Consider the following 22,290-nt stretch of genomic DNA (forward strand, 5'->3'; position numbering starts at 1 on the left):
CGTGGGGAGCATGCGCCCGCCGGCCCGCACGTCCCGGCCGTCCGCGCGGACGGCAGCTGCGCATCGTCGCGGTCGCCCGTTCCCCCGCCCTGCGCCCCGGGTACCGGCACGCCCGATCGCCACCGAGAGGACGCGCATGTCGAGCACCCAGTACTGGTTTGCCGGATCGACCGAGGAGTTCACGCCCCCGCAGCTCGTGGAGCAGGCGAAGGCGGCCGAGCAGGCGGGGTTCGACGCCCTCGGGGTTTCCGACCACTTCGCGCCGTGGTTCCCGGGCGGGCAGGGCTCGCAGGCGTGGATCACGCTCACGGCGATCGGTGCCGCCACGAAGCTCCCGCTCGCCACGGGCGTGACGCCGGTCGTCCACCACTACCACCCGGGCGTGGTCGCGCAGGCGTTCGCGGCGCTCGAGTCCCTGTACCCCGGCCGCGTCACGCTCGGCGTGGGCTCGGGCGAGGCGCTGAACGAGACGCCCCTCGGCCTGGACTGGCCGTCGCTGAAGGAGCAGCAGGCGCGATTCGACGCCGGCCTCGAGGCCATCAACCGCCTGTGGGACGGCGAGACCGTGACGATGGACGCCGGCTGGTTCGCGCTGAAGGAGGCGAAGCTCTGGACGCTCCCGGAGAACCGCCCGCGGATGATCGTCTCCGCCTTCGGCCCCAAGGCCGCGAAGATCGCCGCCGAGCGCGGCGACGGCCTGTGGACGCTGGGCGACCCCGAGTCGGCCCCGCCCGTCGTCGACGCCTACAAGGCCGCGTGCTCCGACCTGGGCAAGGAGCCGGGCACGATCATCATGCAGAGCGGCATCTCGTGGGCCAAGACGCAGGACGAGGTCCTCCGCGGCGCCCGCAAGTGGAAGCCGACGCAGCTGCCCGAGCTGTACACGAAGGACATCGCCGACCAGGTCGACATGCAGCAGCGCGCCGACGCCCAGATGTCGGACGAAGAGTTCGCCCACGAGGGCTTCATCGCGTCGGCCGACCCGGACGAGCACGTCGAGCGCGTGCGCGAGATCGCCGACCTGGGCGCCGACGCGGTCTGCCTGCAGCTCATCGGCTCGGCCGACCCGATGGGCACGATCCGCACCTACGGCGAGAGCGTGCTGCCGAAGCTGCGGAGCTAGGCCGCCTCGACCGGATCGCGGGGCGGGGCCGCGTTCGCCCCCGCGTCGTCCTCGCCCTGCGCCGCCGGCATCCGGCCCGTGTCGAAGTCGAAGTCGTGGCCGGCCTCGGAGCACCAGAAGTCCGGGTGCCGGTCGAGCCAGTCGTGGGCGTCGCGCTTGCCGGCCTCGATGAGGAGGTCGAAGTACAGGTCGTCGAAGAGCAGGAAGGACAGCAGCTCGCCGCGGGCCTTCGTGCGGCCGTTGCCCAGCAGGCGCGAGAAGAGCGGCAGGTCCGGGTTGAGCAGGCCGCGCCAGCCGGCGTAGCGGCGGTCGAAGACGTCGTCGGCCAGCTCGCCCAGCTCGCCGCGGTGGCGGGGCGAGACCAGGGCGTACTCGATCTTCCGGTAGGCGGGCTTGCCGCGGTCGGAGCGGAACCGGCGCGACGCCTTCGCGGCCTTCGAGCGCGGCGAGGCGAGCATCTCGTTCAGCGTCACCATCTGGTGCAGATCGTCGTTGACCTGGTCGACCAGCAGGCCGTCGACGATGTTCGAGATCACGTCGGCGATCCGTGGCACGAGCGGCTTGCCCGTCATCTCGCGCGGGGCCCGCTCGCCCAGCGGCTCGAAGCCGATGACGATCACCTTGTCGGCCCCGAGCGCGAGCGCGGGGGCGATCGGGGTGTTCAACCGGGTGGCGCCGTCGACGTAGTAGTCGGACTCCTCGTCGGGATGGTCGACGCGGACGGGCGCGAACAGCAGCGGGATCGCCGCCGAGGCGCGCACGTGCTGCGCCTCGAGCTCCTCGACCGGCACGTACCGCAGGTCGGCGGTGCGCCGCGACTCGGGGACGGCGGCCGTCCCCTGCACCCAGGCGACGGGGCCGCTGCGTGAGAGCGAGGTGGCGACGAGGCAGACCGCGTCGTACGTGCCGTCGCGCCCGTTCTTGGCGAGGCCCTCCCAGTCGACGATCTTGTCGAGCGTCTTGCGCAGCGGTGTGGGGTCCATCAGGCCGGCGAGCCGGACGCCCGGAACCTCGAGCATGTCGCCGACGAGCCGGAAGAGCGTCCGCGGCAGGCCGGGGCCGACGACGCTGCGGATGATGTCCTTGCGGGACAGCGCGCGCCAGTGCTCGAGACCGCGCTGCACCTGGTCGTGGACGGGCAGGTGCGCGACGGAGCCGAGGTAGGCGGCGTTGATCGCGCCGACGGAGGTGCCGCAAAAGATCGTCGGCTTCTCGCCGCGACGCTCGAGCTCGGGCAGCAGGACCGAGAGCGCCCCCACCTCGTACGCCCCTCGCGCGCCGCCTCCGGGGAGCACGATCGCGATGCGGTTCTCGGGCGGGTCCCCGGCGGTTCGGTCCTGGGGACGCATGAAGGGGGAAGTATGGCGGGCCGCGGCCGTCGCCCGCCTCAGGTGCGGACGAAACGCGACCCCGGGTAGGGCCGCGTCGGTGTCCTAGAAGTCGAAGTCCCGCGGGGGCTTCTGCTCGAACCAGAGCCGGTCGTGGTCCGGCGTCTCCTCGAGGAACTCGGGGGTCTGCGAGAGCGGATCGCTCGTGACCTCGCCCTGCGTGGCGTCGCCGTCGATGCGGCGGCGCGGCACGGCCGGCACGCTCGTCCGGTCCCCGGCCGGCGGCGCCGGGGGTACGGCCGGCGTAGGCGGCGCCTCGGGGGCCATGGCCGGCGGGGGCGGCGGCGTGGCGCTGCTGCCCGACGGGGCGGGCGGGGCCGGGGCGAAGCTCGGCGGCGGGGGCGGCGGCGTCAGGCCGGCCGGCGGGGGCGGCGGAACCGCGGCGCCGGCGGGCGGCGGCGGAGGCACGGCGGCGCCGGCCGGCGGGGGCGGCGGCACGTCGGACCCGGCGTCCCGGGGCGCAGCGGGCGGCGCGACGGGGCCGGCGCTCGGACGGAGATCCGAGGACGAGGCGGCGGACGGGGCCGGCGGCGCGACGGGCGTCGGGGGCGGCGGCGGGGTGGCCGCGGCGGGCGCGGGCGGCGCAGGGGCGACCGGCGTCGGCGCGGGCGGCGCGTCGCTCGACGCGGCCGGCGAGACGGACGTCGGCGAGGCGGTCGGCCCGGTCGGAGCCGGCGGGGCGACGGGCGGCGGCGGGGGCACGGCGCCCGTGGGCGGCGCGGGCGGCGTGTCGCCCATGCGGGTCGCGCCGTGGTCGACGGGCGCGGCGCCGCCGTCGGTGAAGTCGAACTCCTCGTCGTCCTCGTCCTCGAAGAACGGCCCGCTGGGCGGCGGGGGCGGCGACGTCGTGTCGGCCGGCGGCGCGTAGATCTCGGTCGCCTGCTGGTCCGGGGCCTGCGCGGCGGGCTGCTCCGACGCGGGCGCGTAGTAGCCGGGCGGCGGCACGCTGCCCTCGTCGACGAACGGCGGCGGCGGGGCGGCCTGCTGGGCGAAGGCCGGGGGCGGCGGGACGTCGTTCTGCGCCGGGGCAGCATCGCCGCCCCAGTTCGGCTCGTCCTCGGCCTCCAGCTCGGCAGCCGTCACCGGGCCGAGCGCCTCCCGCTCGAGTCGAGAGACCTCCACGGGATCAGACCCGTGGCGTCGCTTCAGCTCGAGGTGCTCGCGAATCGCGTCATCCAGCACGCCCATCGCTCTGATCCTACCCGGGCTGGCCCGCAACGTCAGCGGTGACCGTTCTGTTGCGTCCGCCGCGCTTGGCCTGGTAGAGCGCGTCGTCCGCGGCGGCGATGAGTCGGGGCCCGTCGAGCTGGTCCCCCTCGAGTGTCGCGATGCCGACCGAGGTCGTGAAGCGGACGACGTCGTCCTCGGACACGGGGACGGCGAGATCGGCGACCGCCTCGCGCAGGCGCTCCGCGAGGATCGACGCGCCCTCCCCGTCCGTGCGCGGCAGGAGCACGGCGAACTCTTCGCCGCCCAGGCGCGCCGCGACGTCGTTGCCGCGGACCGCGTCGTGCAGCGTCTTCGCGGTCGCCTTGAGGACCTCGTCGCCGATGCCGTGCCCGTACTGGTCGTTCACGTTCTTGAAGCGGTCGAGGTCGAGCGCCAGCAGCGAGACGGGCCGGCCGTCGCGCCCCGCCTGGTCGACGGCCGCGGCGAGCAGCTCGTCGAAGCGGCGGCGGTTGGCGAGCCCGGTGAGCGGGTCCGTGTGTGCCTCGCGCTCGGCCTCCTCGTGGCGGCCGACGTTCTCGAGCGAGACGGCGGCCTGCCCGGAGAGGTAGCCCACGAGCTCGGCGTCCGCGCTCGTGAAGGGCACGTCCTTGCGCGCGACCACGACGGTGCCGATCAGGCGGGCGGAATCCATCGCCACCGCGACGGCGTGCTGGTCGCCGTCGGAGAGCAGGACCTCCTGGCCCTTCGCGGCGCGCTCGCCGGCGCGGCGCAGGAGCGCGTCGAAGTCGCCCGTCGCACCGGCCTCGGCGACCTCGCGACGGCCGTCGGCGATCACCACGGCGCGCGCGGCGTCGGCGCGGACGCCGTCGGCGGCGGCGCGGGCGACGATCTCGAGCAGGCCCTCGCGGTCGAGGTTGGCGGCGAACGTCTCGCCGATCCGGCGGATCGCGGAGCGCAGGCGGCCGCGCTCGCCCTCGAGCTCGTCCATCCGCCGCCGCAGCTGGCGGCTCATGGTGTTGAAGCCGTCCGCGAGCTGCGCGAACTCGTCGTCGCCCCCGCCCCCGGGGATCTCGTGGTCGAAGTCGCCGCGACCCAGCCGGCGCGAGCCCTCGAGCAGGATGCCGACCTGACGCTGCAGCGACCGGGAGACCATGAGCGCGCCGGCGCCGGCGAGCACGAGGAAGACGAGCAGCGTGCCGACGAGCGCCAGCCGCTCCGTCGTCGACGCCCGGCTCTCCGACCCGCGCGCGAGCAGGACGATGTCGGTGGGTTGGTCGCCGAACCCGTTCTCGCGCAGCGTCACGGCCGTCCACGCGCCGTCGTCGACGGCCCGCACGCGGCCGGGCGGCGGGATCTCGGTCGCCGCGTCCTGCGTGCCGCCGATGACGCGGTCGGAGCGCGCGTCGCGGACCTGGACGGTGCGGCCCGTCAGGCGCCGGAACCGCGTGGCCAGCGCCTTCGGCCCGACGACCGACGTCTCGAGCGTCGCCAGCGGCTGCCGGTCGCTCGTGACGAGGTCATTGCGCTGGGGGAGCACCGCCGAGGGGCTGCCGACGTCGACGGTGCCGCCGGCGCGCAGCGTGAGTCGGATCCGCCGGGCGCTCGTGGCGGGCGAGACGAGCTGCCGGGCCCGACGCTCGACGCGGTCGGCGTCGCCGGCCCGCATCGCCGCGGCCAGGCGCCGGTCGGTGGCGATGGTGCGGGAGACGCCGTCGGCGTCGTCGCGCAGGTCGTCCGCCACGCGCGAGACGGCGCGGGCCTCGGAGGCGAGCGCGGCCTCGACCCGGCCCTGCGCCGCACCGTCGATGGTGCGCAGCAGCACCACGCCGACGGCGAAGAGCGGTGCCACGACGAGCAGCACGAAGAAGAGGTTGAGGCGGGCCCGAAAACTCACGGAAGAGGGGCAGCCTAGCCCCCGCAGGGGCCGGATCCCGTCCCCTTGGACGCATGCGCGGACGGTGGATACCGGCCGTCCGGCAGGGGTAGGTGGGCCTCGAGGCACGACCCAGATCGTCCTCGCTACACTTCGAAGTCCTGGGGCTATAGCTCAGCTGGAAGAGTGCCTGGATCGCACCCAGGAGGTCGTCGGTTCGAGCCCGACTAGCTCCACCTAGGACGCAGGACCGGAACCCCCGCCGCCGCGGGGGTTCCGTCGTTCCCGGACGGAGCCGATACCGTGCCTGCAGTGCGTACGACCCCCGACGAGGACGGTGACGGGGCGTCGAACCTGCTGCTCGAGCGCGACGACGAGGTGACCGCTCTGGCCGCTGCCATCCACCGGGCGGCGGGCGGCGAGGGCGGGGTCGTGCTCGTCCGCGGGGCGGCGGGCATGGGCAAGACCCGGCTCTTGGACGTCGCGGCGGGACTCGCGTCCGACGCCGGCATGGACGTCCAGCGCGCCCGGGGTGGCGCGCTCGAGCGCGAGTTCCCGTTCGGGGTCGTGCTCGGGCTCTTCGAGACGCGGGTGCGGACGGCCACGCGGGAGGAGCGGGCGGTCGCCATGGAGGGCAGCGCGGCGCTGGCCGCGCCGATGCTGCTGGGCATCCACGCGTCAGAGCGCGCGCTCCGGGACCTCCGCGAGGCGTCGCTGATCCACGCACTGCAGTGGCTCGCCGTGAACCTCGGCACGGTCCGGCCGCTGGCGCTGGTCGTCGACGACCTCCACTGGGCCGATCCGCCGTCGCTGCGGTTCCTGGCCTACCTGGCGGCGCGGGTGCACGAGCTGCCCGTGCTGCTCGTCGCCGCGACGCGACCCCGCGAGCCGGGGGCGGAGCACGAGCTCCTCGCCCAGCTCGGTGCCGCGCCCGAGGCCCGCGTGCTCGCCCCACAAGGGCTCAGCGTCGCGGCCACCGCCACGCTCGTCCGCCACGGGGTCGACGCAGACGGCGACGGCACCAACGCGGAACGCGCGGGCGTCGATCGACGGAACGCGGGCCAGGACCAGGAGGTCGACGCGTTCACGCGCGCGTGCTTCGAGGCGACCGGGGGCAACCCGCTGCTCCTCCGCGAGCTCCTGCGGGCCCTGTCCGCCGAGGGCCGCGGCGGCTCCGACACGGACGTCGACCGCGTGCACGAGCTGGGGCCCGAGCCGGTGGCGCGGAGCGTCCGTTCGACCCTCGGCCGGCTCGGACCCGACGAGGGGGCGATCACCGCCGCCATCGCGGTGCTCGGCCGGGATGCCGGGCCGTCGGCGGTCGCGGCCCTCGCGGGACTCCCGGCCGATGCCGCCGCGACGGCGGCCTCCCGGCTGCAGGACGCCGGGATGCTCGCCGCCACCGACGAGCTGCGGTTCGCACATCCGATGCTCCGCCAGGTCGTCTACGACGACATCGCGCCGGCCACGCGCGGGCGGATGCACCGGCGGGCGGCCGAGCTCCTGCATCGGCACGGCCACGCGCTGGCGGTCGCCGGGCACCTGCTGCTCGCCCCCGGTGCCGGGGAGGCGTGGGCGGTCGACGCCCTGCGCACCGCGGCGGACGAGGCCGAGGGGCGGACCGCCCACGCGACGGCGGCGCGGTTGCTCCGCCGGGCCGCGGAGGAGCCGCCGCCGACAGATCTACCCCTGGCGCTGGCCGAGGCCGCGCTGGCCGGCGCCAGGGCCGAGGACCCGGACGCCCGCGAGACGCTGGAGGTCGCACTCGCCGCCGCCGACGAGCGGCACCGTGCTCCGCTGCTGCTCGCGCTGGCCAAGGTCTGGACCCGGCAGGGCGACGCGGCCGAGGCGATGGCGGCCTGCGACCGCGGGCTCGCGGGGCCGGGGGTCGACGAGACCCTCCGGCACGAGCTGGAGGCCGCCTGGGCGGCCGCAGCGCTGTGGACGACGGAGGGGTCGGAGCAGGTCGCGCGGCGCCTCGCGAGCACGCTGGCCGCGGAGCGTCCCGTCCGCACCCAGGGCGAGCGCGAGCTGGTGGCCGGGCTCTCCGCGATCGAGCTGATCCGCGGCACGGACCGGGACGCGACGCTCGCGCTCGCCCGCCGGGCGTGGGGCGACGGCGCGTATCTCGCCGAGGGCACCTGCGACGCCTCCGCGCTGGGTCCGATCGTGTCGGCGCTGCTGCGCTCGGGCGCCTTGGCGGAGTGCCTGGAGGCCCTGGATGCGCTGATCGCGGACGCGCGTCGACGGGCAGCACGATCCGCCTACGCGCAGTGGCGCACCGCCCGAGGCTCCTGCCTGCTGCACCTGGGCCGGCTCGAGGAGGCCGAGAGCGACCTCGACGAGGCGCTCGGCGCGCATGCCGTGAGCCGCCTCGCCGTGCTGCCGTTCGCGGTCGACGCCCAGGTCAGCGTGCTGCTGGAGCGGGGGGAGCCGGCGCGAGCGCGAGCGGTCCTCGACGTGGCGCGGGCGGCGGAGTCGTCGTTCGCGGGGAACTCGCTGTGGAGCCTGGTGCACGCCGCGCGGGGCCGGCTCGCGATGGCGGAGGGCGATCCGGGGACGGCCCGGGAGGAGCTCCTCGTCGCCGGGCGCATCGCCACCGACGTGGTGGGGACGTCGAACCCGGCCGTCCTGCCGTGGCGGTCCGAGGCGGCGCTGGCGACCCGCCGGCTCGGCGACCTGGCGGAAGCGGCGCGCCTGGCCGCCGCGGAGGTCCAGGACGCGCGCCGGTTCGGCGCCCCGCGGCCGCTCTCCATCGCCCTGCGCGTGCAGGCGGTCGTCGTCGGCGGCGCCGAGGGCATCGCGCTGGCCGGCGAGGCCGTCGACCTGCTCGAGGGCACGGAGGTCGCCCTCGAGCACTGCCGGGCGCTCGTCACGCTCGGCACGCTCCTGCGCGCCGCCGGCAAGCGCACGGACGCCCGGGCCGCGCTCGGGCGGGGCCTCGACGCCGCGGGCGCCCTCGGAGCCCGGGCGCTGGCCGCCGAGGCGCGGGAGGAGCTGCTCGCCGCCGGGGCGCGACCGCGCCGCGAGCGCACGCGGGGGCCCGACTCGTTGACGGCGGGCGAGCGGCGGGCGTCGCGGCTGGCGGCCCGCGGACTGTCCAACCGGGCGATCGCCGACGCCCTGTTCGTCACGCCGAAGGCCGTGAGCTTCCACCTGTCCAACGCCTACCGCAAGCTGGAGATCCGTGGCCGCGACCAGCTCGCGGCGGTCCTGGGCCCCGAGGAGCCGGCCGAAACCCTGGTACCGCCGCCCAGTGTGCGGCCGGTGCCCGGGACGTAGCGTCCGCCTCCGCTCGAATGCAACCGGCATGCCGCCGGCCGCTTCCCGTCCGGAGGACCATGCTCGTACCAGCATCACCCGTTCACCCCGCGCGCCGACGCGCCCACGCCGCGCTCCTGCTGCTGCTCGCGTGTTGCATCGCATGCCTGGCGTTCGCCCCGGGGTCCCGGGCGGCCGACGTCACGCTGAAGCAGCTCGGGCAGATCAACCAGACGACGAGGTCGAGCGAGCCCTCCGGGAGCGTCGCCTTCCGCGGCAGCACCTACCAGACGGTGAACGACGAGGTTCACGGTCCCGAGCTGTGGAAGTCCGACGGCACGCGGGGCGGCACGACCCTGTTCAAGGACATCAATCCGGGTGACGGCGGTGCGAACCCGCAGGGGCTGACGGTCGTGGGCGACACGCTGTACTTCTCGGCGGACGACGGCGTCAACGGCTACGAGCTGTGGAAGTCCGACGGCACCGCCGCGGGCACGACGCTCGTCGCCGACGCCGCGCCGGGGGCCGACTCCTTGGCGCCGCGGTCCCTGACCGCCGTGGGCGACACCGTGTACTTCGTGGCGAACGACAGCACTCACGGCTCCGAGCTCTGGAAGTCCGACGGCACCGCCGCCGGCACGACGATCGTCATGGACATCCGGCCGGGGGCTGGCCACTCGTTCCCGAACAACCTGACGGCCGTCGGTGACGCCCTGTACTTCACCGCCGAGGATGGCGCCAACGGCCGCGAGCTGTGGACGTCCGACGGCACGGCAGCGGGCACGACGCTCGTCAAGGACATCCGGCCGGGCATGATCGCGTCGAACGCCCAGGTTCTGACGGCGGTCGGCGGCAAGCTGTACTTCCGGGCCGACGACGGCACCAACGGCGCCGAGCTGTGGACGTCCGACGGCACCGCCGACGGCACGACGCTCGTCAAGGACATCCGGCCGAACGCCGGCTCCAACCCGACGAGCCTGACGGCGGTCGGCGACGCGCTGTACTTCGCGGCCACCGACGCCACCAGCGGCACCGAGCTCTGGAAGTCCGACGGCACCGCCGCGGGCACGACGCAGGTCAAGGACGTCCGGCCCGGCAGCGCCAGCGCGAGCCCGCGCGAGCTGACGGTCTTCGGCAGCACCCTGTACTTCGCCACCTACAGTGGCGACTCCAACTACGAGCTGTGGAGGTCCGACGGCACCGCCGCGGGCACGACGCTCGTCCGGAGCTTCCCGCAGGGGAACGACGACTCCTCCGGTCCGTCCGACCTGACGGTCGCCGGTGGCGTCCTGTACTTCACGGCCGACGACGCCACCTACAGCACCGAGCTGTGGAGGTCCGACGGCACCGCCGCCGGCACGACGCTCGTCAAGGACATCCGGCCGGGCGCCCGGTCCTCGGGCCCGGGAAACCTGACGGCCCTCGACGGGAAGCTGCTCCTGACGGCGGACGACGGCACCCACGGGACCGAGCTCTGGAGCTCCGACGGCACCGCGGGCGGCACGACCCTGGTGCTCGACGCGAACGCCAGCAACCGGGATGCCTTCGGCGGGGACCGCGATGCGGTGTCCATCGGCGGCGTCGACTACCTCGTCGCGAGCGACGGCGTCCACGGCGGCGAGCTGTGGAGGTCCGACGGCACCGCGACCGGCACGACCCTCGTCAAGGACGTCCGCCCGGGCGAGAACTCCTCGAGCCTCGAGAACCTGACGGCCGTCGGTGGCACGCTCTACTTCACGGCCTACGACGAGACGCACGGCCACGAGCTGTGGAAGTCCGACGGCACCACCGCCGGCACGACCCTCGTCAAGGACGTTCTGCCGGGCGCCGACTCCTCGGGCCCGTCGAACCTGACGGCCGCCGGCGGCAAGCTGTACTTCGTGGCCGACGACGGCACCCACGGGTACGAGCTCTGGAGGTCCGACGGCACGGACGCCGGCACGACGCTCGTCAAGGACGTGCAGCCGGGTGGGAACTCGTCGTCTGCGCAGAGCCTGACCGCGGTGGGCAACACGCTCTACTTCTCGGCCGACGACGGCACCCGCGGGTACGAGCTCTGGAAGTCCGACGGCACGGACGCCGGCACCACGCTCGTCAAGGACCTCGCGCCCGATGGCGGGTCGTCCTACCCGGGGAACCTGACGGCCGTCGGCGGCACGCTGTACTTCGTGGCCGACGACGGCACCCACGGGTACGAGCTCTGGAAGTCCGACGGCACGGACGCCGGCACGACGCTCGTCGAGGACCTCGCGCCCGATGGCGTGTCGTCCTACCCGGGGGACCTGACGGTCGTCGGCGGCAAGGTCTACTTCATCGCCTACGACCCCACGCACGGCTACGCGCTGTGGACGTCGGACGGCACGGACGCGGGCACCACGCTGGTCAAGGACGTTGAGCCCCGCAGCGACGAAAACACCTCCCTGCAGAGCCTGACGGCCGTCGACGACACCTTGTTCTTCGTGGCCGACGACGGGACCCGCGGCGCCGAGCTGTGGACGTCCGACGGCACGACCGCGGGCACCACGCTCGCCAAGGACGTCCAGCCGGGCAGCGGCTCCTCGTCCCCGTACAGCCTGACCGCGGTGGGCAGCACGCTCTACTTCGCGGCCGACGACGGGACCCACGGCACCGAGCTGTGGGCGTCCGACGGCACGGCCGCGGGCACCACGCTTCAGGCCGACGTCGCCCCCGGCCCGGGGTACTCGTACCCGACGTTGCTGCCCTCCAGCACGCCCGGCACCCTGCGGTTCCTCGCCGACGACGGCCGGCACGGCCGTGAGATCTGGCGCCTCGGCGCGGACGACGTCGTCTCGCCGCCCGTAGTGACGACGCCGACGGAGACCCCGGCCACGCCGGTCACCCCGGCTCCGCCGACGACGCCCGTCCCGGGCTCGCCGGCTCCGACCCCGCCGACCCCGCCGGCGACGGGTCCCGGCACGCCCACCCCGGCCTCGGGCGCCCGGGTCGGCAGCGTCAGCGGCCGCGTCGTGATCCGCGACTCGAAGGGTCGGACCCTCACGCTGAACGCCGGGAGCGTGATCCCGCAGGGCGCGACGATCGACGCGACGCGCGGGCGCATCGTGCTCCTCGTCCCGAACGGGGCGGGTCGCACCACGCCCGTCCGGGTCGGGGGCGGCCAGTTCCGCTACGGGCGCGTGGCGATCCGCGTGCCGGGCCGCTCGACGGCGCGCACCACGGTCACGCGCCTGACGCTGCGGGGCGGCCGCAAGGTGACCTGCGCCGCGGGCCGGGGCCTGCTGCGCCGGCTGACCGTCACGACCTCCGGCTCCGGCTGGGTCCAGGTCGTCGCCGGCAAGGCGAGCGGGCTGACGCGCTCCGCGACGTCCACGACGACGGATCGCTGCGGCACGACGACGGTCTCGGTCGCGAAGGGCTCGGTCCGCGTGACCGACGCCAAGCGCCGCCGCACGACGCTCGTCGGGCGCGGTCACCGCTACCGCACGGCGGCCCGGTAGCCGCACCGGCCCCGGGCGGGGCGAGCCGGCCACTCCTCATACGGAGGGCCTGGCTCGCCCGCTCGCCGGGGCCACCCCACGGCGTCCGCCGGCCCCGGCGTCCCGGGGCCTCCCGCGACGCCGTGCCCGCGGATCAGCCGCGCACGATGTCGGCCAGCGTCACCCGCGAGACGTCGTAGGTGATCTTCACGGCCGGCTCGGACTCGCCGTCCTCCCGGCCCGTGAAGCGGATCGGCATGCCGGTGCCCGCGTCGACCGTGAGGCGCTCGGTGTAGGCGTGCTTGGACTGCCGGGCCGCGAGGACGAGGACCTGGCGGTCGCCCTCGGTGGCCTTGGTGACCTTGACGCTGCTCAGCGTGCCGAGCAGGTGCAGCACGCCCGCGCGCACGGCGGGGCGGGCCGCGCCCCCGTTCAGCGCGTCCATGGAGTTGACCCAGATCCGGTTCTCCTCCCAAGCCGCGGCCTCGGCGCGGGTCGGGACGGGCGGGGACGTCTTGCTGGGCACGGCGCGGGGCTCGCCGTCGTCGCCGCGCACCCACTCGAGGTTGGACGGCTTGCGGCCCGGGACGAAGGCCGCGTCGCCCATCCGCTCGCGGGCTGCTTCGATCGGGCCGTCGAACGCGGCCTCGGCGGCCGCGACGGCGCGGCCCACGAAGCTCCGGTCCGCGGTCAGGTCCTTGTCGGCCTTCTGGTCGGCGATCGCGGCCGCCAGCCCGTCCGGCTTGCCGGCGTAGTAATAGACGCCGTCGTCGGTGAAGAGGTCGGCGCCCACGGTCGCCCCGTCCTGGTGGCGGACGATCAGGGACGCGTCGCCGGGCAGCGACGCGGTCGCCCGGGCGGCACGCGCGCGCAGGCGGGTGGTCAGCCGCTCGAGCGGCGCAGCGTCGGCGGCCGGCGGGCCGCCAATCAGACGCAGGCGCGCCGACGACGGACCGTCGGCCCCGGGCTGGGTCGTCACCTGCGGGCCGCCGGTGGCCAGGACCGCGACGGCCAGGCCACCGACGGCCACGCCGCCGAGCGCCAGCCGCACGACCCTGCGGCGGCGCTTGGGCCGCCGCGCCGCCGCGCCGCGAGGAGCACCGCCGGCCATGTCGGTCATCAGCGCGGCACGCGCCCGGCGCGTGGCGGCCTCGTCCAGCTCGACGCCCCGCGGCCGGCGCTCGGCCAGCCACTCCAGGTCGCGCTCGTCCTGCTGCTCGGTGATGCTCATCGGTCGTCCTCGGTCTCGTGCTCGGCGATGTGGCCACGCACGCTGCGGCGCGCGCGGTGGATGCGGGACCGCACGGTCCCGATGGGGATGTCCAGGGCGCGGGCGATCTCGTCGTAGTCGAGCTCGCCCCAGGCGCGCAGCAGCAGTGCGTCGCGGTCGGCGGCCGGCAGGCCGCCCAGCGCGGCCGTCAGCTGCGGTCCGAGCATCTGCGCCTCGAGCTGCTGCAGCGGCTCGGCGCCGGTCCGGGCGTCGTCGGCCGCGCCCAGGGCGGTGGCCCGCCGCAGGGCCGACGCGCCGCGGGCGGCGCCGCGGAAGTGCACGCGCAGCAGGTTGGTGGCGATGCCGTACAGCCAGGGCCGCGCGTCGGCGAAGGTCAGGTCGTAGCGGTCGCGGCGCGCGAAGGCGACGCGGAACGCCTCAGCGGCGAGGTCCTCCCCCTCCGCCCCGGCCCGCGCGGTGCAGAACGCGTGGATGCGCGCCCAGTGGCGGTCGAAGACGGCTTCGAAGGCCTGCGGATCGCGCCGCGAGCGAGCGATCGCTGCGGCGTCGTCGCCGGGCGGAGATGTGGACGTGGGGGCCGGCGGCCGGGCGGGCACGGCGGCGGGCTCCCTGTGCAAGGCGGTGGCCGGCACCGCGTGGTTGTCGATCAGCGTCATGTACTGGTTCATCTGCCGCACGGCCCCGAGAAGTTCGCGGCGCGACGGCCGGACCACGCGCGCGCCGGTGCGAGGAGCGAACGGCTCGATCTCGCCGGCGCGTTGCAGCATCGCCGATGCCCTCGTCGGGCGCCGGCCTACGCCCCCCGCGCCGCCTGCAGCGCCGCCGCCTCCCGCTCAGGAGCGAGCCCCGGTGCCGGCAGGTCGCGCCGCAGCGCCGGCGGGCCGTCCAGCGACGCCAGCCACGCCCACGTGTCGCGCACCGTCTCGTCGACCGCCCGCGGCAGGAATCCCGCGGCGTGGATCCGCTCGACGTCGGCCCCGTGCAGCGCCCGCGACTCGTGGTCGGGCGGCAGCCAGATCGGCAGCTCGATCCACGGCTCGATGCCCTGGGCGGCGACGAGCTCCGGCGTCGCCCAGACCAGGGCGGCGTCGCCGCCGGTGGTGCGGATCGCCGCCTCGATCAGCGAGCGCATCGTCGCGTGGCCCCGGCGGCTCACCGCGTTGTAGGGCCCGTGGCGGCCGGCGGCCGCGGCGTCGAGTGTCCAGGCCGCCAGGTCCCGGACGTCGACGAGCTGCAGCGGCGCGTCGGCCGGTCCGGGCGCGAGCACCTCTCCCCCGCGGGCGATGCGCGCCAGCCACCAGGGCAGGCGACCGTCGTCCTCGTGCGGCCCGAGGATGAGCCCGGGGCGGACGAGCAGCGCCCGATCGCCGAATGCCTCCTCGACCGCCAGCTCGCTTCCGCGCTTGCGCACGGCGTAGTCCGGCCCGTCGCCGTCGTCGGGCGAGCCCGGGACGGTGGGGTACCCCTCGCTCACGCCCATCGGCACCGGCGGCGCGTAGACGGAGCAGCTCGACACGTACGCGTAGTGGCCCGCCCGGGACGCCAGGACCGCCGCGCTGGCTCGGACGGCGCGCGGCGCGCCCGACCACGTGTCGACGACGACGTCCCAGTCCTCCGCCCCGAGCGGCGCCAGCGTCGTCGGGTCGTCGCGGTCACCGAGGATGCGGCGCGCGGCGGGATGCGACCACGCGCCGCGACCGCGGTTGAACGTCGTCACCGCCCACCCGCGAGCGACTCCCTCCTCCACGACCGCTCGTCCGACGAACGAGGTCCCACCGAGGACGAGCAGGCGCATGGGGAGGTTGTACCGCAACCCAACGGTTGCGTGTCACGGAGGCGACGCGCCCGGCGGCCCGGTCACCGATCGGAGGATGGGCCGGTCGGGCGTCCGGCGTTCCGCGACCCGTGCCGCGCGGTACTCCTCGTCCCCGCGTGCGGCGCCGCACACGCCGTCCGCGCCCCGCCCCTTACGCTGGTTGGTCTGCACAACGATCGTCTAGCCACCCGCCTACGCCGCCGCGTCGCGGGCGCGCCACCCACCCGCGTAGAGCTCCTCGCCGGGCTCGTCACCGCGCTGGCCCTCATCCCCGAGACCATCTCGTTCTCGATCGTCGCCGGCGTGGACCCACGGATCGGGCTGCTCTCGTCGTTCACGTTCTCCGTGGTGATCGCCTTCGTGGGCGGCCGGCCCGCGATGGTCTCGGCCGCCGCGGGCTCCATGGCGCTCGTGGCCGCGCCGCTCGTGCGGGAGCACGGGTTCGAGTACCTCGTGCTCGCGACGGTGCTCGGCGGCGTCCTGCAGCTCGGGCTGGCGCGGGCCGGCCTCGCCGAGCTGCTCATGCGGCTGCCCCGCGGGGCGACGCTGGGTTTCGTCAACGGCCTCGCGATCCTCATCTTCCTCGCGCAGATGGACCACATCGTCTCCGTGCCCGTCGTGCTGCTCGTGCTCGGCGGGGTGGCGATCCTCGTCGCCGGGCGCGCGGCGGGCGTGCGCGTTCCGCCGTCGCTGATCTCGACGGCCGTGCTGACGATCTTCGCCGTGCTGCTGGTCGCCGACGCGCCGACCGTCGGCGACGAGGGCACCCTGCCGACGGGTCTGCCGGGGTTCCACGCACCCGACGTCCCGATCGCCTGGGCGACCCTGTGGGCCGTCCTGCCCACCGCGGTCAGCCTCGCGGCCGTCGGGCTCGTCGAGTCCCTGCTGACGGCGGACCTCGTCGACCGGCTGACGAAGACGGAGTCGCCGAAGCGGCGCGAGGCCTACGGGCAGGGGATCGCGAACGTCGTCACGGGCTTCTTCGGCGGCCAGCCCGGCTGCGCCATGATCGGCCAGTCGCTGCTGAACGTCGAGAGCGGTGGACGGGGGCGCGTGTCGACCCTGGCCGCGGGCGCGTGGCTCCTGGCCCTCGTCGTGCTGCTCCACCCGCTGATGGAGATCCTGCCGACGGCCGCGCTGGTGGCCACGATGATCGTCGTCGCGGTCACGACGTTCGACTGGGACTCCGTGACGCCGCGGGGCCTGCGCACGACGCCCGTGGCCGAGACCGCCGTGATGCTCGTCACCACCGTCGTGGTCGTCGCCACGTCGAACCTCGCCTACGGCGTCGGCGTAGGCGCGATCGTCTGGCTGGTCCTGCGGCGGCTCGGCGCGCCCACGCACGACGACGACGGCACGGCCGACGAGCCGCCGGCCCCCACGGCGCCCCGCGCCGCCGGGACGCCGCTCGCCGCCGACTGACCGCGGGCGGCCGGGGGGTCCGCATCCGCCGCCCCGTGCGGCCGGCCCGGGCGTCCCCCCGGACCGGCCGCCGGATCAGCTCGCCGGTGTCCCGACCGGCTCGCCCAGCGCGGCGGCGACCGCCGGCTTGACCTCGGTGCCGAGCAGCTCCACGGCCCGCAGCATGTCGGCGTGCGCGAGCCGCTCGTTCGTCATCTGCAGCGTGACCCGGTCGATCCCGCCGAGCGCCTCGGACATCGCGGTGATCTTGCCGGCGACCGTCTTCGGGTCGCCGAGGAACAGGGCGCCGCCGGGGCCCCGCTGCGCGTCGTAGCCCTGGCGGGTGGGCGGCGGGAACCCGCGCTCACGGCCGATCCGGCCGAACATCTGCGCGTAGCCGGGGTAGAACAGGTCGGCCGCCGCCTTCGTCGTGTCCGCGACGAGCCCGGGGACGTGGACGGACACCTTGAGGGTCTCCGGGTCGTGCCCGGAGCGGCGCGCCGCCTCGCGGTAGAGGTCGACGAGCGGGCGGAACCGCGCCGGCTCACCGCCGATGATCGCCACCATCAGCGGCAGGCCGAGCACGCCGGCGCGGACGAAGGACTCCGGGCTGCCACCGACGCCGACCCACACGGGCAGCTCCTCCTGCACGGGGCGGGGGTAGACGCCCTGCCCGGTCAGCGCAGGGCGGTGCCGGCCGCTCCACGTCACCCGCTCGCTCTCGCGGATCCGCAGCAGCAGGTCGAGCTTCTCGGCGAAGAGGGAGTCGTAGTCCTCGAGCGGCAGCCCGAAGAGCGGGAACGCCTCGGTGAACGATCCCCGGCCCACGACGAGCTCGGCGCGCCCGCCGCTGATCAGGTCGAGGGTGGAGAACTGCTGGAAGACCCGCACCGGGTCCGCGGCGCTGAGCACGGTGACCGCGCTGTTCAGGCGAATCCGCTCCGTCCGCGCGGCCGCGGCGGCGAGCAGCATCGGCGGCGCCGAGTCGAGGAACTCCTCGCGGTGGTGCTCGCCGATCCCGAACGTGTCGACGCCCGCGCGGTCGGCCGTCTCGATCTCGTCGAGCAGGTTGGCGACCCGCTCCACCGGAGTGGCGGTCTTCCCGGTCTCCGGATCCGTGACGGAGGAGACGAAGCTGTCGATACCGATCTGCATGGTGGAACCCCTTGCTGGGCGCCTGGCGCCCCGAGAACCCGGACTGGTCGTCCGCTCGGGTTCACCGTAGCACTGAAGCGGACCGCGGTCCACTTATGGGGCCGGGGGTGGACGACGGGTCGCGCCCCGCTCAGCGCGTGGGGGCCAGCACCGGGTCGGCAGCCGGCTCGGACACGGCGTCCTGCCCCTGTCCCGCCGCCCCCGCCGGCCGCTCCCCCAGCTTCACCACGATCACGCCGGCCACGATCAGCCCGCCCCCCACCATCTGCAGCCCGTCCGGGATCTGGTCGAGCAGGAGCCACGCGAAGACGACGCCCGAGACGACCTCGAGCAGGGCGACGAAGGACGCGACGCGCGAGCCGAGCCGGCGGCTGGCCGCAATGCCCGTCGTGTAGGACACCCCGGCGGTGACGATGCCGAGGCCCAGCAGCGGCAGCCACCACGCGACGGCATCCCCCGCGTAGACCGGTGCCTCGGTCGTGGCGCGCATCGGCATGAGGCCCACGAGCCCGAGGAGCGCCAGGCCGACGGCCCCGACCGCCAGGCCGCTGCCGGCCAGCGCGAACGGGGGCAGTCCGGAGGTCGTGCGGGCGGAGAGGACGAAGTACGTCGCCGCCCCCGTCATCGCGAGGAGCGCCCAGAGGACGCCGCCCAGGGCGAGGTCGGCGCCGGAGAGCAGGTCGAGGACGAGCACGAGGCCCACCGCGGCGATCGCGGCGCCGAGCACCGTCACGCCCGTCGGTCGCTCGCCGTGGCGCAGCCAGAGCCACGCGACCACCGCGGCCGGGGCGGTGTACTCGATGAGCAGGGCCGGACCGACGTCCATGCGCGCCACCGCGGAGAAGTAGGCGAACTGCGCGCCGGCCACGGCGAACGTGCCGTAGGCGAGGACGAGCGGCACGTTGGCGCGTAGCGCCCCCCACCGCCCACGCAGCGAACGCAGGGCGAACGGCGCGACGACCAGCGCGGCCAGTCCGATGCGCACGAGGACGACCGCCCCCGGGCTCCAGCCGGTGTCGAGCAGGCCGCGCGCCAGCGGTCCGGAGAGGCCGAAGGAGGCCGCCGAGACGACGGCCAGCGCCAGCCCCGTGAGCTGCGGGCGCACGCCCGTGTCATTCGCCATCCCCGTCATGGCCGATGACAGTAGACCGCGGGTTGTAAGGTGTCAACGTGACTTTGACCCATGACACCGTCTGCGGGCTGCGGGCGGCGGTCGCGCTCGTCAACAGCGCCGAGGAGCCCCAGACGCTCCGCACGGTGGAGGAGCTGGACGACTGGTACGCGGACCAGGGCTACACCGGCCGCCGCGACGGGGACCAGGCCGAGCTGCAGGCGCTCCACGCCCTGCGGCCCGTGCTCCGCGAGCTGCTGACGAGCGACCGCGACCGGGCGGCCGAGCTCGTCAACGGCCTGCTGGCCGAGGCGCGCGCGGTCCCCCAGCTCCGCCGCCACGACGGTCTGGACTGGCACATCCACGCCGTGCCGGCCGACGCGCCCTTGGACCGCCGCGTGGCCGTCGAGACGGCGATGGCCGTGATCGACCTGATCCGCGCGGACGAGCTCTCCCGTCTGTCCGTCTGCGCGGACGAGCGCTGCGAGGGCCTCGTCCTCGACCTCTCCCGCAACCGCTCGCGCCGGTACTGCTCGACGACGTGCGCGAACCGCAACGCCGTGGCGGCGTACCGCGCGCGGCGGAGCGGCGACGCCTCCTGACGCCGCGGGCCGGCGCGGCGCAGGGAGCGGTCCGGCCCGCCCGCCATGCTGCGGCCATGCGCCGCGTGAATCTGTCCGCCCCTCCGCTCGAGACTGATGCCGAGGACCCCGAGGGCTTTCGGGCCGCGATGTTCCGCTTCGGCGGGCAGCTCGGGGCGGAGCGCACCGGGATGACGCTCTACGAGCTGCCGCCGGGCCAGGCCGTGTGCCCGTACCACTACGAGTACGGCGAGGAGGAATGGGTGCTCGTACTCGACGGCCACCCCTCGGTCCGCACGCCCGAGGGCACGGAGCGCCTGGACCCGATGGACGTCGTCTTCTTCCCCACGGGCCCGGAGGGCGCGCACCAGGTGCGCAACGACTCCGACGCGCCCGCCCGGGTGCTGATGGTCTCGGAGCTCGTCACGCCGAGCGCGACCGCCTACCCGGACAGCGGCAAGGTGGGCATCAACCCCGGGGTCCCGGGGGAGGGCGTGATGGTGCACCGCTCCGCGTCCGTGGACTACTACGACGGCGAGCCTGGGGTCGACGCCTAGCCCGGCGACCGCGCCAGGACGCGGCACGCTCCCGCGCGGCCGTGGGCCCTGGGCGGCCCGCCCGCCCGCCGCTCAGCCCGCGCCGCAGGGCGTCGGCTTCGCCGCGCCGCCCAGGTCCAGCCCGGCCCACGCGGCCAGGTCACGTGTGTCGTGCTCGGGGACCCACCCGCTCTGCGACGCGCAGTAGGCGTGGTCCGGTCCGCGCTCCACGAGCTGCCGCAGCGCGGCGACGAGGCGGTCGGCGTCCTCGAGGCGCGAGCCGACGCCGAAGCTCGCGCGCAGCGCGCCCTCGGGGCGACCGAAGGCGGCCAGCAGGGGGTGCGCGCAGAAGCGGCCGTCGCGCACGCCGATGCCGTGCTCGGCGGAGAGGTAGGCACCGACGTGGCCGGGCGCGTAGCCGTCGACCGCGAAGGCGACCACGCCGATCGCGTCGTCGGCGTCGTCCCAGATCGAAAGGGGGTGGACGCCCGGCAGGTCGGCGATGCCGTCGAGGACCCGCTGACGCAGCGCGCGCTCGTGGGCGTGGCGCAGGTCGCTCCCGTCCTCGTCGGCCAGCGCGGCGAGCGCCTCGAACGCCGCGGCGATCGCGACGGCGCCGGCGAGGTTGGGCGTCCCGGCCTCGTGACGCGCCGGACCCGTCGCCCAGTCGACGGAGTCCGTCGTGACCTCGCGGACCGCGCCGCCCCCGGCGAGGTACGGCGGCGCGGCGTCGAGCCAGTCGCGGCGGCCGACGAGCACGCCGCTGCCGTAGGGCGCGTAGAGCTTGTGGCCCGACAGCGCGACGTAGTCGACGCCGAGGGCGGACAGCGCGATCGCCCGGTGCGGGGCGAGCTGCGCCGCGTCGACGAACAGCCGGGCGCCGTGGCGGTGCGCGAGGTCCGCGGCGCGCTGCAGCGGCAGGGTCTCCCCCGTCACGTTCGACGTGCCCGTGAGCGCCAGGAGCGCGGTCGGCCGGGCGGCCAGGGCGTCCTCGAGGCGCGAGAACGTCTCCTCGATCGTCGCGGCGTGCGCGACGCAGCGGTGGCCGCCCGCGGTGCGCTGCCACGGCAGCAGGTTGGCGTGGTGCTCGACGTCGAGCGTGACGACGTCGCCCGCCCCGGCGGGCACGGCGGAGGCCAGCAGGTTCGTCGCGTCCGTCGTGTTGCGGGTGAAGACGACGAGGTCGTCGGCGCGGGCGCCGACGGCACGAGCGACGCTCGCGCGGGCGGCCTCGTAGAGCGCGCTGGCGACCTGGGAGGGGACGCCCGCGCCGCGGTGCACGCTGCCCGCGAGCGGCAGCACGTGGTTCACGCGCTCGGCGACGGAGGCCAGCGCGGGCGCGGTGGCGGCGTAGTCGAGGTTGGCGTAGCGGACGCGGCGGCCGTCCAGCAGCGGCACGTGCAGGTCGCCGCCGAGGACGGCCAGCAGGGGCGCCTGCGCGCAGGAGGCGTCGCGGACGGGGGTCTCGATGGTGCTCATGGGGTCTCCGTTGTTCGGGACCCGCATGGGGCAGGTCCGCGCTTGCAGGCGCGACCCACCGTGGGCCGCGCGGCCTGGTCTTCACCCGGGGCACCCCACCGCGGAGGAGGGTTGCCGGCCAGCGAGCCGGGGCTTGTCGCTGGCGCTCTTGACCGTCACCCACCCTATCGGCAGCGGGCGCGAGAAATCAATCCTGATCGGCGATCCGGCTATTGGCTGGACCACTCACTCGAAAGGTGAGCGCTCCGCGAGTGAACCGACGTACGCGTCGCGGCGCTCCACCGTTCGGCCGGGGTCGCGGCGCCGGAGCGCCCGCGTGAAGAGCCATCGCCGGATCAAGATGGCGGCGGGTTTCGCCACCTGGTGGGGCTTTGTGGACTTGATCTCCCATGTTCCTCGGAGCTCGTACTCGCCCGCACCCAAAGCGGCCAGCAGGAGCGATGGCTGAGATGCCTTGGCCTGACCCCAGCGACCTTCTGCATTCGCGCCCGTCTTCCAGCCGGTTCGACGCATCGTCTTCTCGAAAGCGGAGAAGACAACCTCAGGATCGGCGGCCGTTTCGATCCATAGCGATTGCGTCGCTCGTCTGCCGGCCGTGTTCCGCAGCACGAGAACGCCTACGAGAAGAGCGGCGATTGCGATCGCGCCCGGCACGAGCCACCATGGCCGACCCCCGGGGATGGATGCAGATACGCGTACCCGCCCCTTCG

Annotated in this window: 16 protein-coding genes, 1 tRNA gene and 1 riboswitch; of the genes, 7 read left to right on the forward strand and 10 right to left on the reverse strand. The window is 75.3% G+C overall.

Annotation, left to right across the window (positions count from 1 at the left end):
- Nucleotides 1-136: 136 nt before the first annotated feature.
- The gene (locus tag F593_RS22010) at nt 137-1,123 is read left to right on the forward strand and encodes a TIGR03557 family F420-dependent LLM class oxidoreductase (RefSeq protein ID WP_022927275.1); all 987 of its coding nucleotides are present in this window, start codon (nt 137-139) and stop codon (nt 1,121-1,123) included.
- On the opposite strand, the gene F593_RS22015 is transcribed toward F593_RS22010, so the two are convergent.
- From F593_RS22015 to F593_RS27715, 3 genes are all read right to left on the reverse strand, one after another.
- Nucleotides 1,120-2,472, reverse strand: coding sequence for a patatin-like phospholipase family protein (locus F593_RS22015; protein WP_245540765.1), 1,353 nt, complete (start codon nt 2,470-2,472; stop codon nt 1,120-1,122). The two genes, F593_RS22010 and F593_RS22015, sit on opposite strands and share 4 nt — an antisense overlap.
- A gap of 84 nt (nt 2,473-2,556) precedes the next feature.
- Nucleotides 2,557-3,699, reverse strand: coding sequence for a hypothetical protein (locus F593_RS31030; protein WP_022927276.1), 1,143 nt, complete (start codon nt 3,697-3,699; stop codon nt 2,557-2,559).
- A gap of 10 nt (nt 3,700-3,709) precedes the next feature.
- Nucleotides 3,710-5,575 carry a diguanylate cyclase gene (locus F593_RS27715; RefSeq protein ID WP_022927277.1) on the reverse strand — a complete coding sequence of 622 codons (1,866 nt, stop codon included), beginning with the start codon at nt 5,573-5,575 and terminating at the stop codon, nt 3,710-3,712.
- A 142-nt stretch (nt 5,576-5,717) separates the two neighbouring features.
- Here F593_RS27715 and F593_RS0102985 point away from each other — a divergent pair.
- From F593_RS0102985 to F593_RS22030, 3 genes are all read left to right on the forward strand, one after another.
- Nucleotides 5,718-5,790: transfer RNA gene (locus F593_RS0102985), tRNA-Ala, on the forward strand.
- A gap of 76 nt (nt 5,791-5,866) precedes the next feature.
- The gene (locus tag F593_RS0102990) at nt 5,867-8,836 is read left to right on the forward strand and encodes an ATP-binding protein (protein ID WP_022927278.1); all 2,970 of its coding nucleotides are present in this window, start codon (nt 5,867-5,869) and stop codon (nt 8,834-8,836) included.
- A 59-nt stretch (nt 8,837-8,895) separates the two neighbouring features.
- The gene (locus F593_RS22030; protein ID WP_022927279.1) at nt 8,896-12,291 is read left to right on the forward strand and encodes an ELWxxDGT repeat protein; all 3,396 of its coding nucleotides are present in this window, start codon (nt 8,896-8,898) and stop codon (nt 12,289-12,291) included.
- Nucleotides 12,292-12,424: 133 nt separating this feature from the next.
- Here the strand turns inward: F593_RS22030 and F593_RS0103000 are convergent, their stop codons facing one another.
- Genes F593_RS0103000 through F593_RS0103010 form a run of 3 tightly spaced genes read right to left on the reverse strand, consistent with a single transcriptional unit; the run spans nt 12,425 to nt 15,296 of the window.
- Nucleotides 12,425-13,501 (reverse strand): hypothetical protein, encoded by a 1,077-nt coding sequence (locus F593_RS0103000; RefSeq protein ID WP_022927280.1) that lies wholly within the window; start codon nt 13,499-13,501, stop codon nt 12,425-12,427.
- Nucleotides 13,498-14,268, reverse strand: a complete 771-nt coding sequence (locus F593_RS22035; protein WP_022927281.1) for an RNA polymerase sigma factor — start codon at nt 14,266-14,268, stop codon at nt 13,498-13,500. Before F593_RS22035 ends, F593_RS0103000 begins: the two co-directional genes overlap by 4 nt.
- Nucleotides 14,269-14,294: 26 nt before the next feature.
- Nucleotides 14,295-15,296, reverse strand: coding sequence for an NAD-dependent epimerase/dehydratase family protein (locus tag F593_RS0103010; RefSeq protein ID WP_022927282.1), 1,002 nt, complete (start codon nt 15,294-15,296; stop codon nt 14,295-14,297).
- On the opposite strand from F593_RS0103010, the gene F593_RS22040 reads away from it, so the two are divergent.
- Nucleotides 15,180-16,739: a SulP family inorganic anion transporter gene (locus F593_RS22040; protein WP_157251506.1), complete on the forward strand. Its 1,560-nt coding sequence runs from the start codon at nt 15,180-15,182 to the stop codon at nt 16,737-16,739. The two genes, F593_RS0103010 and F593_RS22040, sit on opposite strands and share 117 nt — an antisense overlap.
- A 75-nt stretch (nt 16,740-16,814) precedes the next feature.
- On the opposite strand, the gene F593_RS0103020 is transcribed toward F593_RS22040, so the two are convergent.
- Nucleotides 16,815-17,873, reverse strand: a complete 1,059-nt coding sequence (locus tag F593_RS0103020) for an LLM class flavin-dependent oxidoreductase (RefSeq protein ID WP_022927284.1) — start codon at nt 17,871-17,873, stop codon at nt 16,815-16,817.
- 130 nt (nt 17,874-18,003) lie between these two features.
- Entirely contained in the window at nt 18,004-19,005 is a 1,002-nt protein-coding gene (locus tag F593_RS22045) for an EamA family transporter (RefSeq protein ID WP_022927285.1), read from the reverse strand.
- A 38-nt stretch (nt 19,006-19,043) separates the two neighbouring features.
- Here F593_RS22045 and F593_RS0103030 point away from each other — a divergent pair, with 38 nt between their 5' ends.
- Nucleotides 19,044-19,586 carry a CGNR zinc finger domain-containing protein gene (locus tag F593_RS0103030; RefSeq protein WP_028721371.1) on the forward strand — a complete coding sequence of 181 codons (543 nt, stop codon included), beginning with the start codon at nt 19,044-19,046 and terminating at the stop codon, nt 19,584-19,586.
- A gap of 56 nt (nt 19,587-19,642) precedes the next feature.
- Nucleotides 19,643-20,122: a cupin domain-containing protein gene (locus F593_RS22050; protein ID WP_022927287.1), complete on the forward strand. Its 480-nt coding sequence runs from the start codon at nt 19,643-19,645 to the stop codon at nt 20,120-20,122.
- A 72-nt stretch (nt 20,123-20,194) separates the two neighbouring features.
- On the opposite strand, the gene F593_RS22055 is transcribed toward F593_RS22050, so the two are convergent.
- Both F593_RS22055 and F593_RS29690 read right to left on the reverse strand, forming a co-directional pair.
- Nucleotides 20,195-21,580 carry an aminotransferase class V-fold PLP-dependent enzyme gene (locus F593_RS22055; RefSeq protein WP_033205743.1) on the reverse strand — a complete coding sequence of 462 codons (1,386 nt, stop codon included), beginning with the start codon at nt 21,578-21,580 and terminating at the stop codon, nt 20,195-20,197.
- A 33-nt stretch (nt 21,581-21,613) separates the two neighbouring features.
- Nucleotides 21,614-21,734, reverse strand: a riboswitch (SAM riboswitch).
- A gap of 71 nt (nt 21,735-21,805) precedes the next feature.
- Complete coding sequence (locus tag F593_RS29690) at nt 21,806-22,234, reverse strand: hypothetical protein (protein WP_157251508.1); 429 nt, start codon at nt 22,232-22,234, stop codon at nt 21,806-21,808.
- Nucleotides 22,235-22,290: the final 56 nt, after the last annotated feature.

This window comes from Patulibacter americanus DSM 16676 (assembly GCF_000420025.1).
In the GTDB taxonomy this organism is placed as follows: domain Bacteria; phylum Actinomycetota; class Thermoleophilia; order Solirubrobacterales; family Solirubrobacteraceae; genus Patulibacter; species Patulibacter americanus.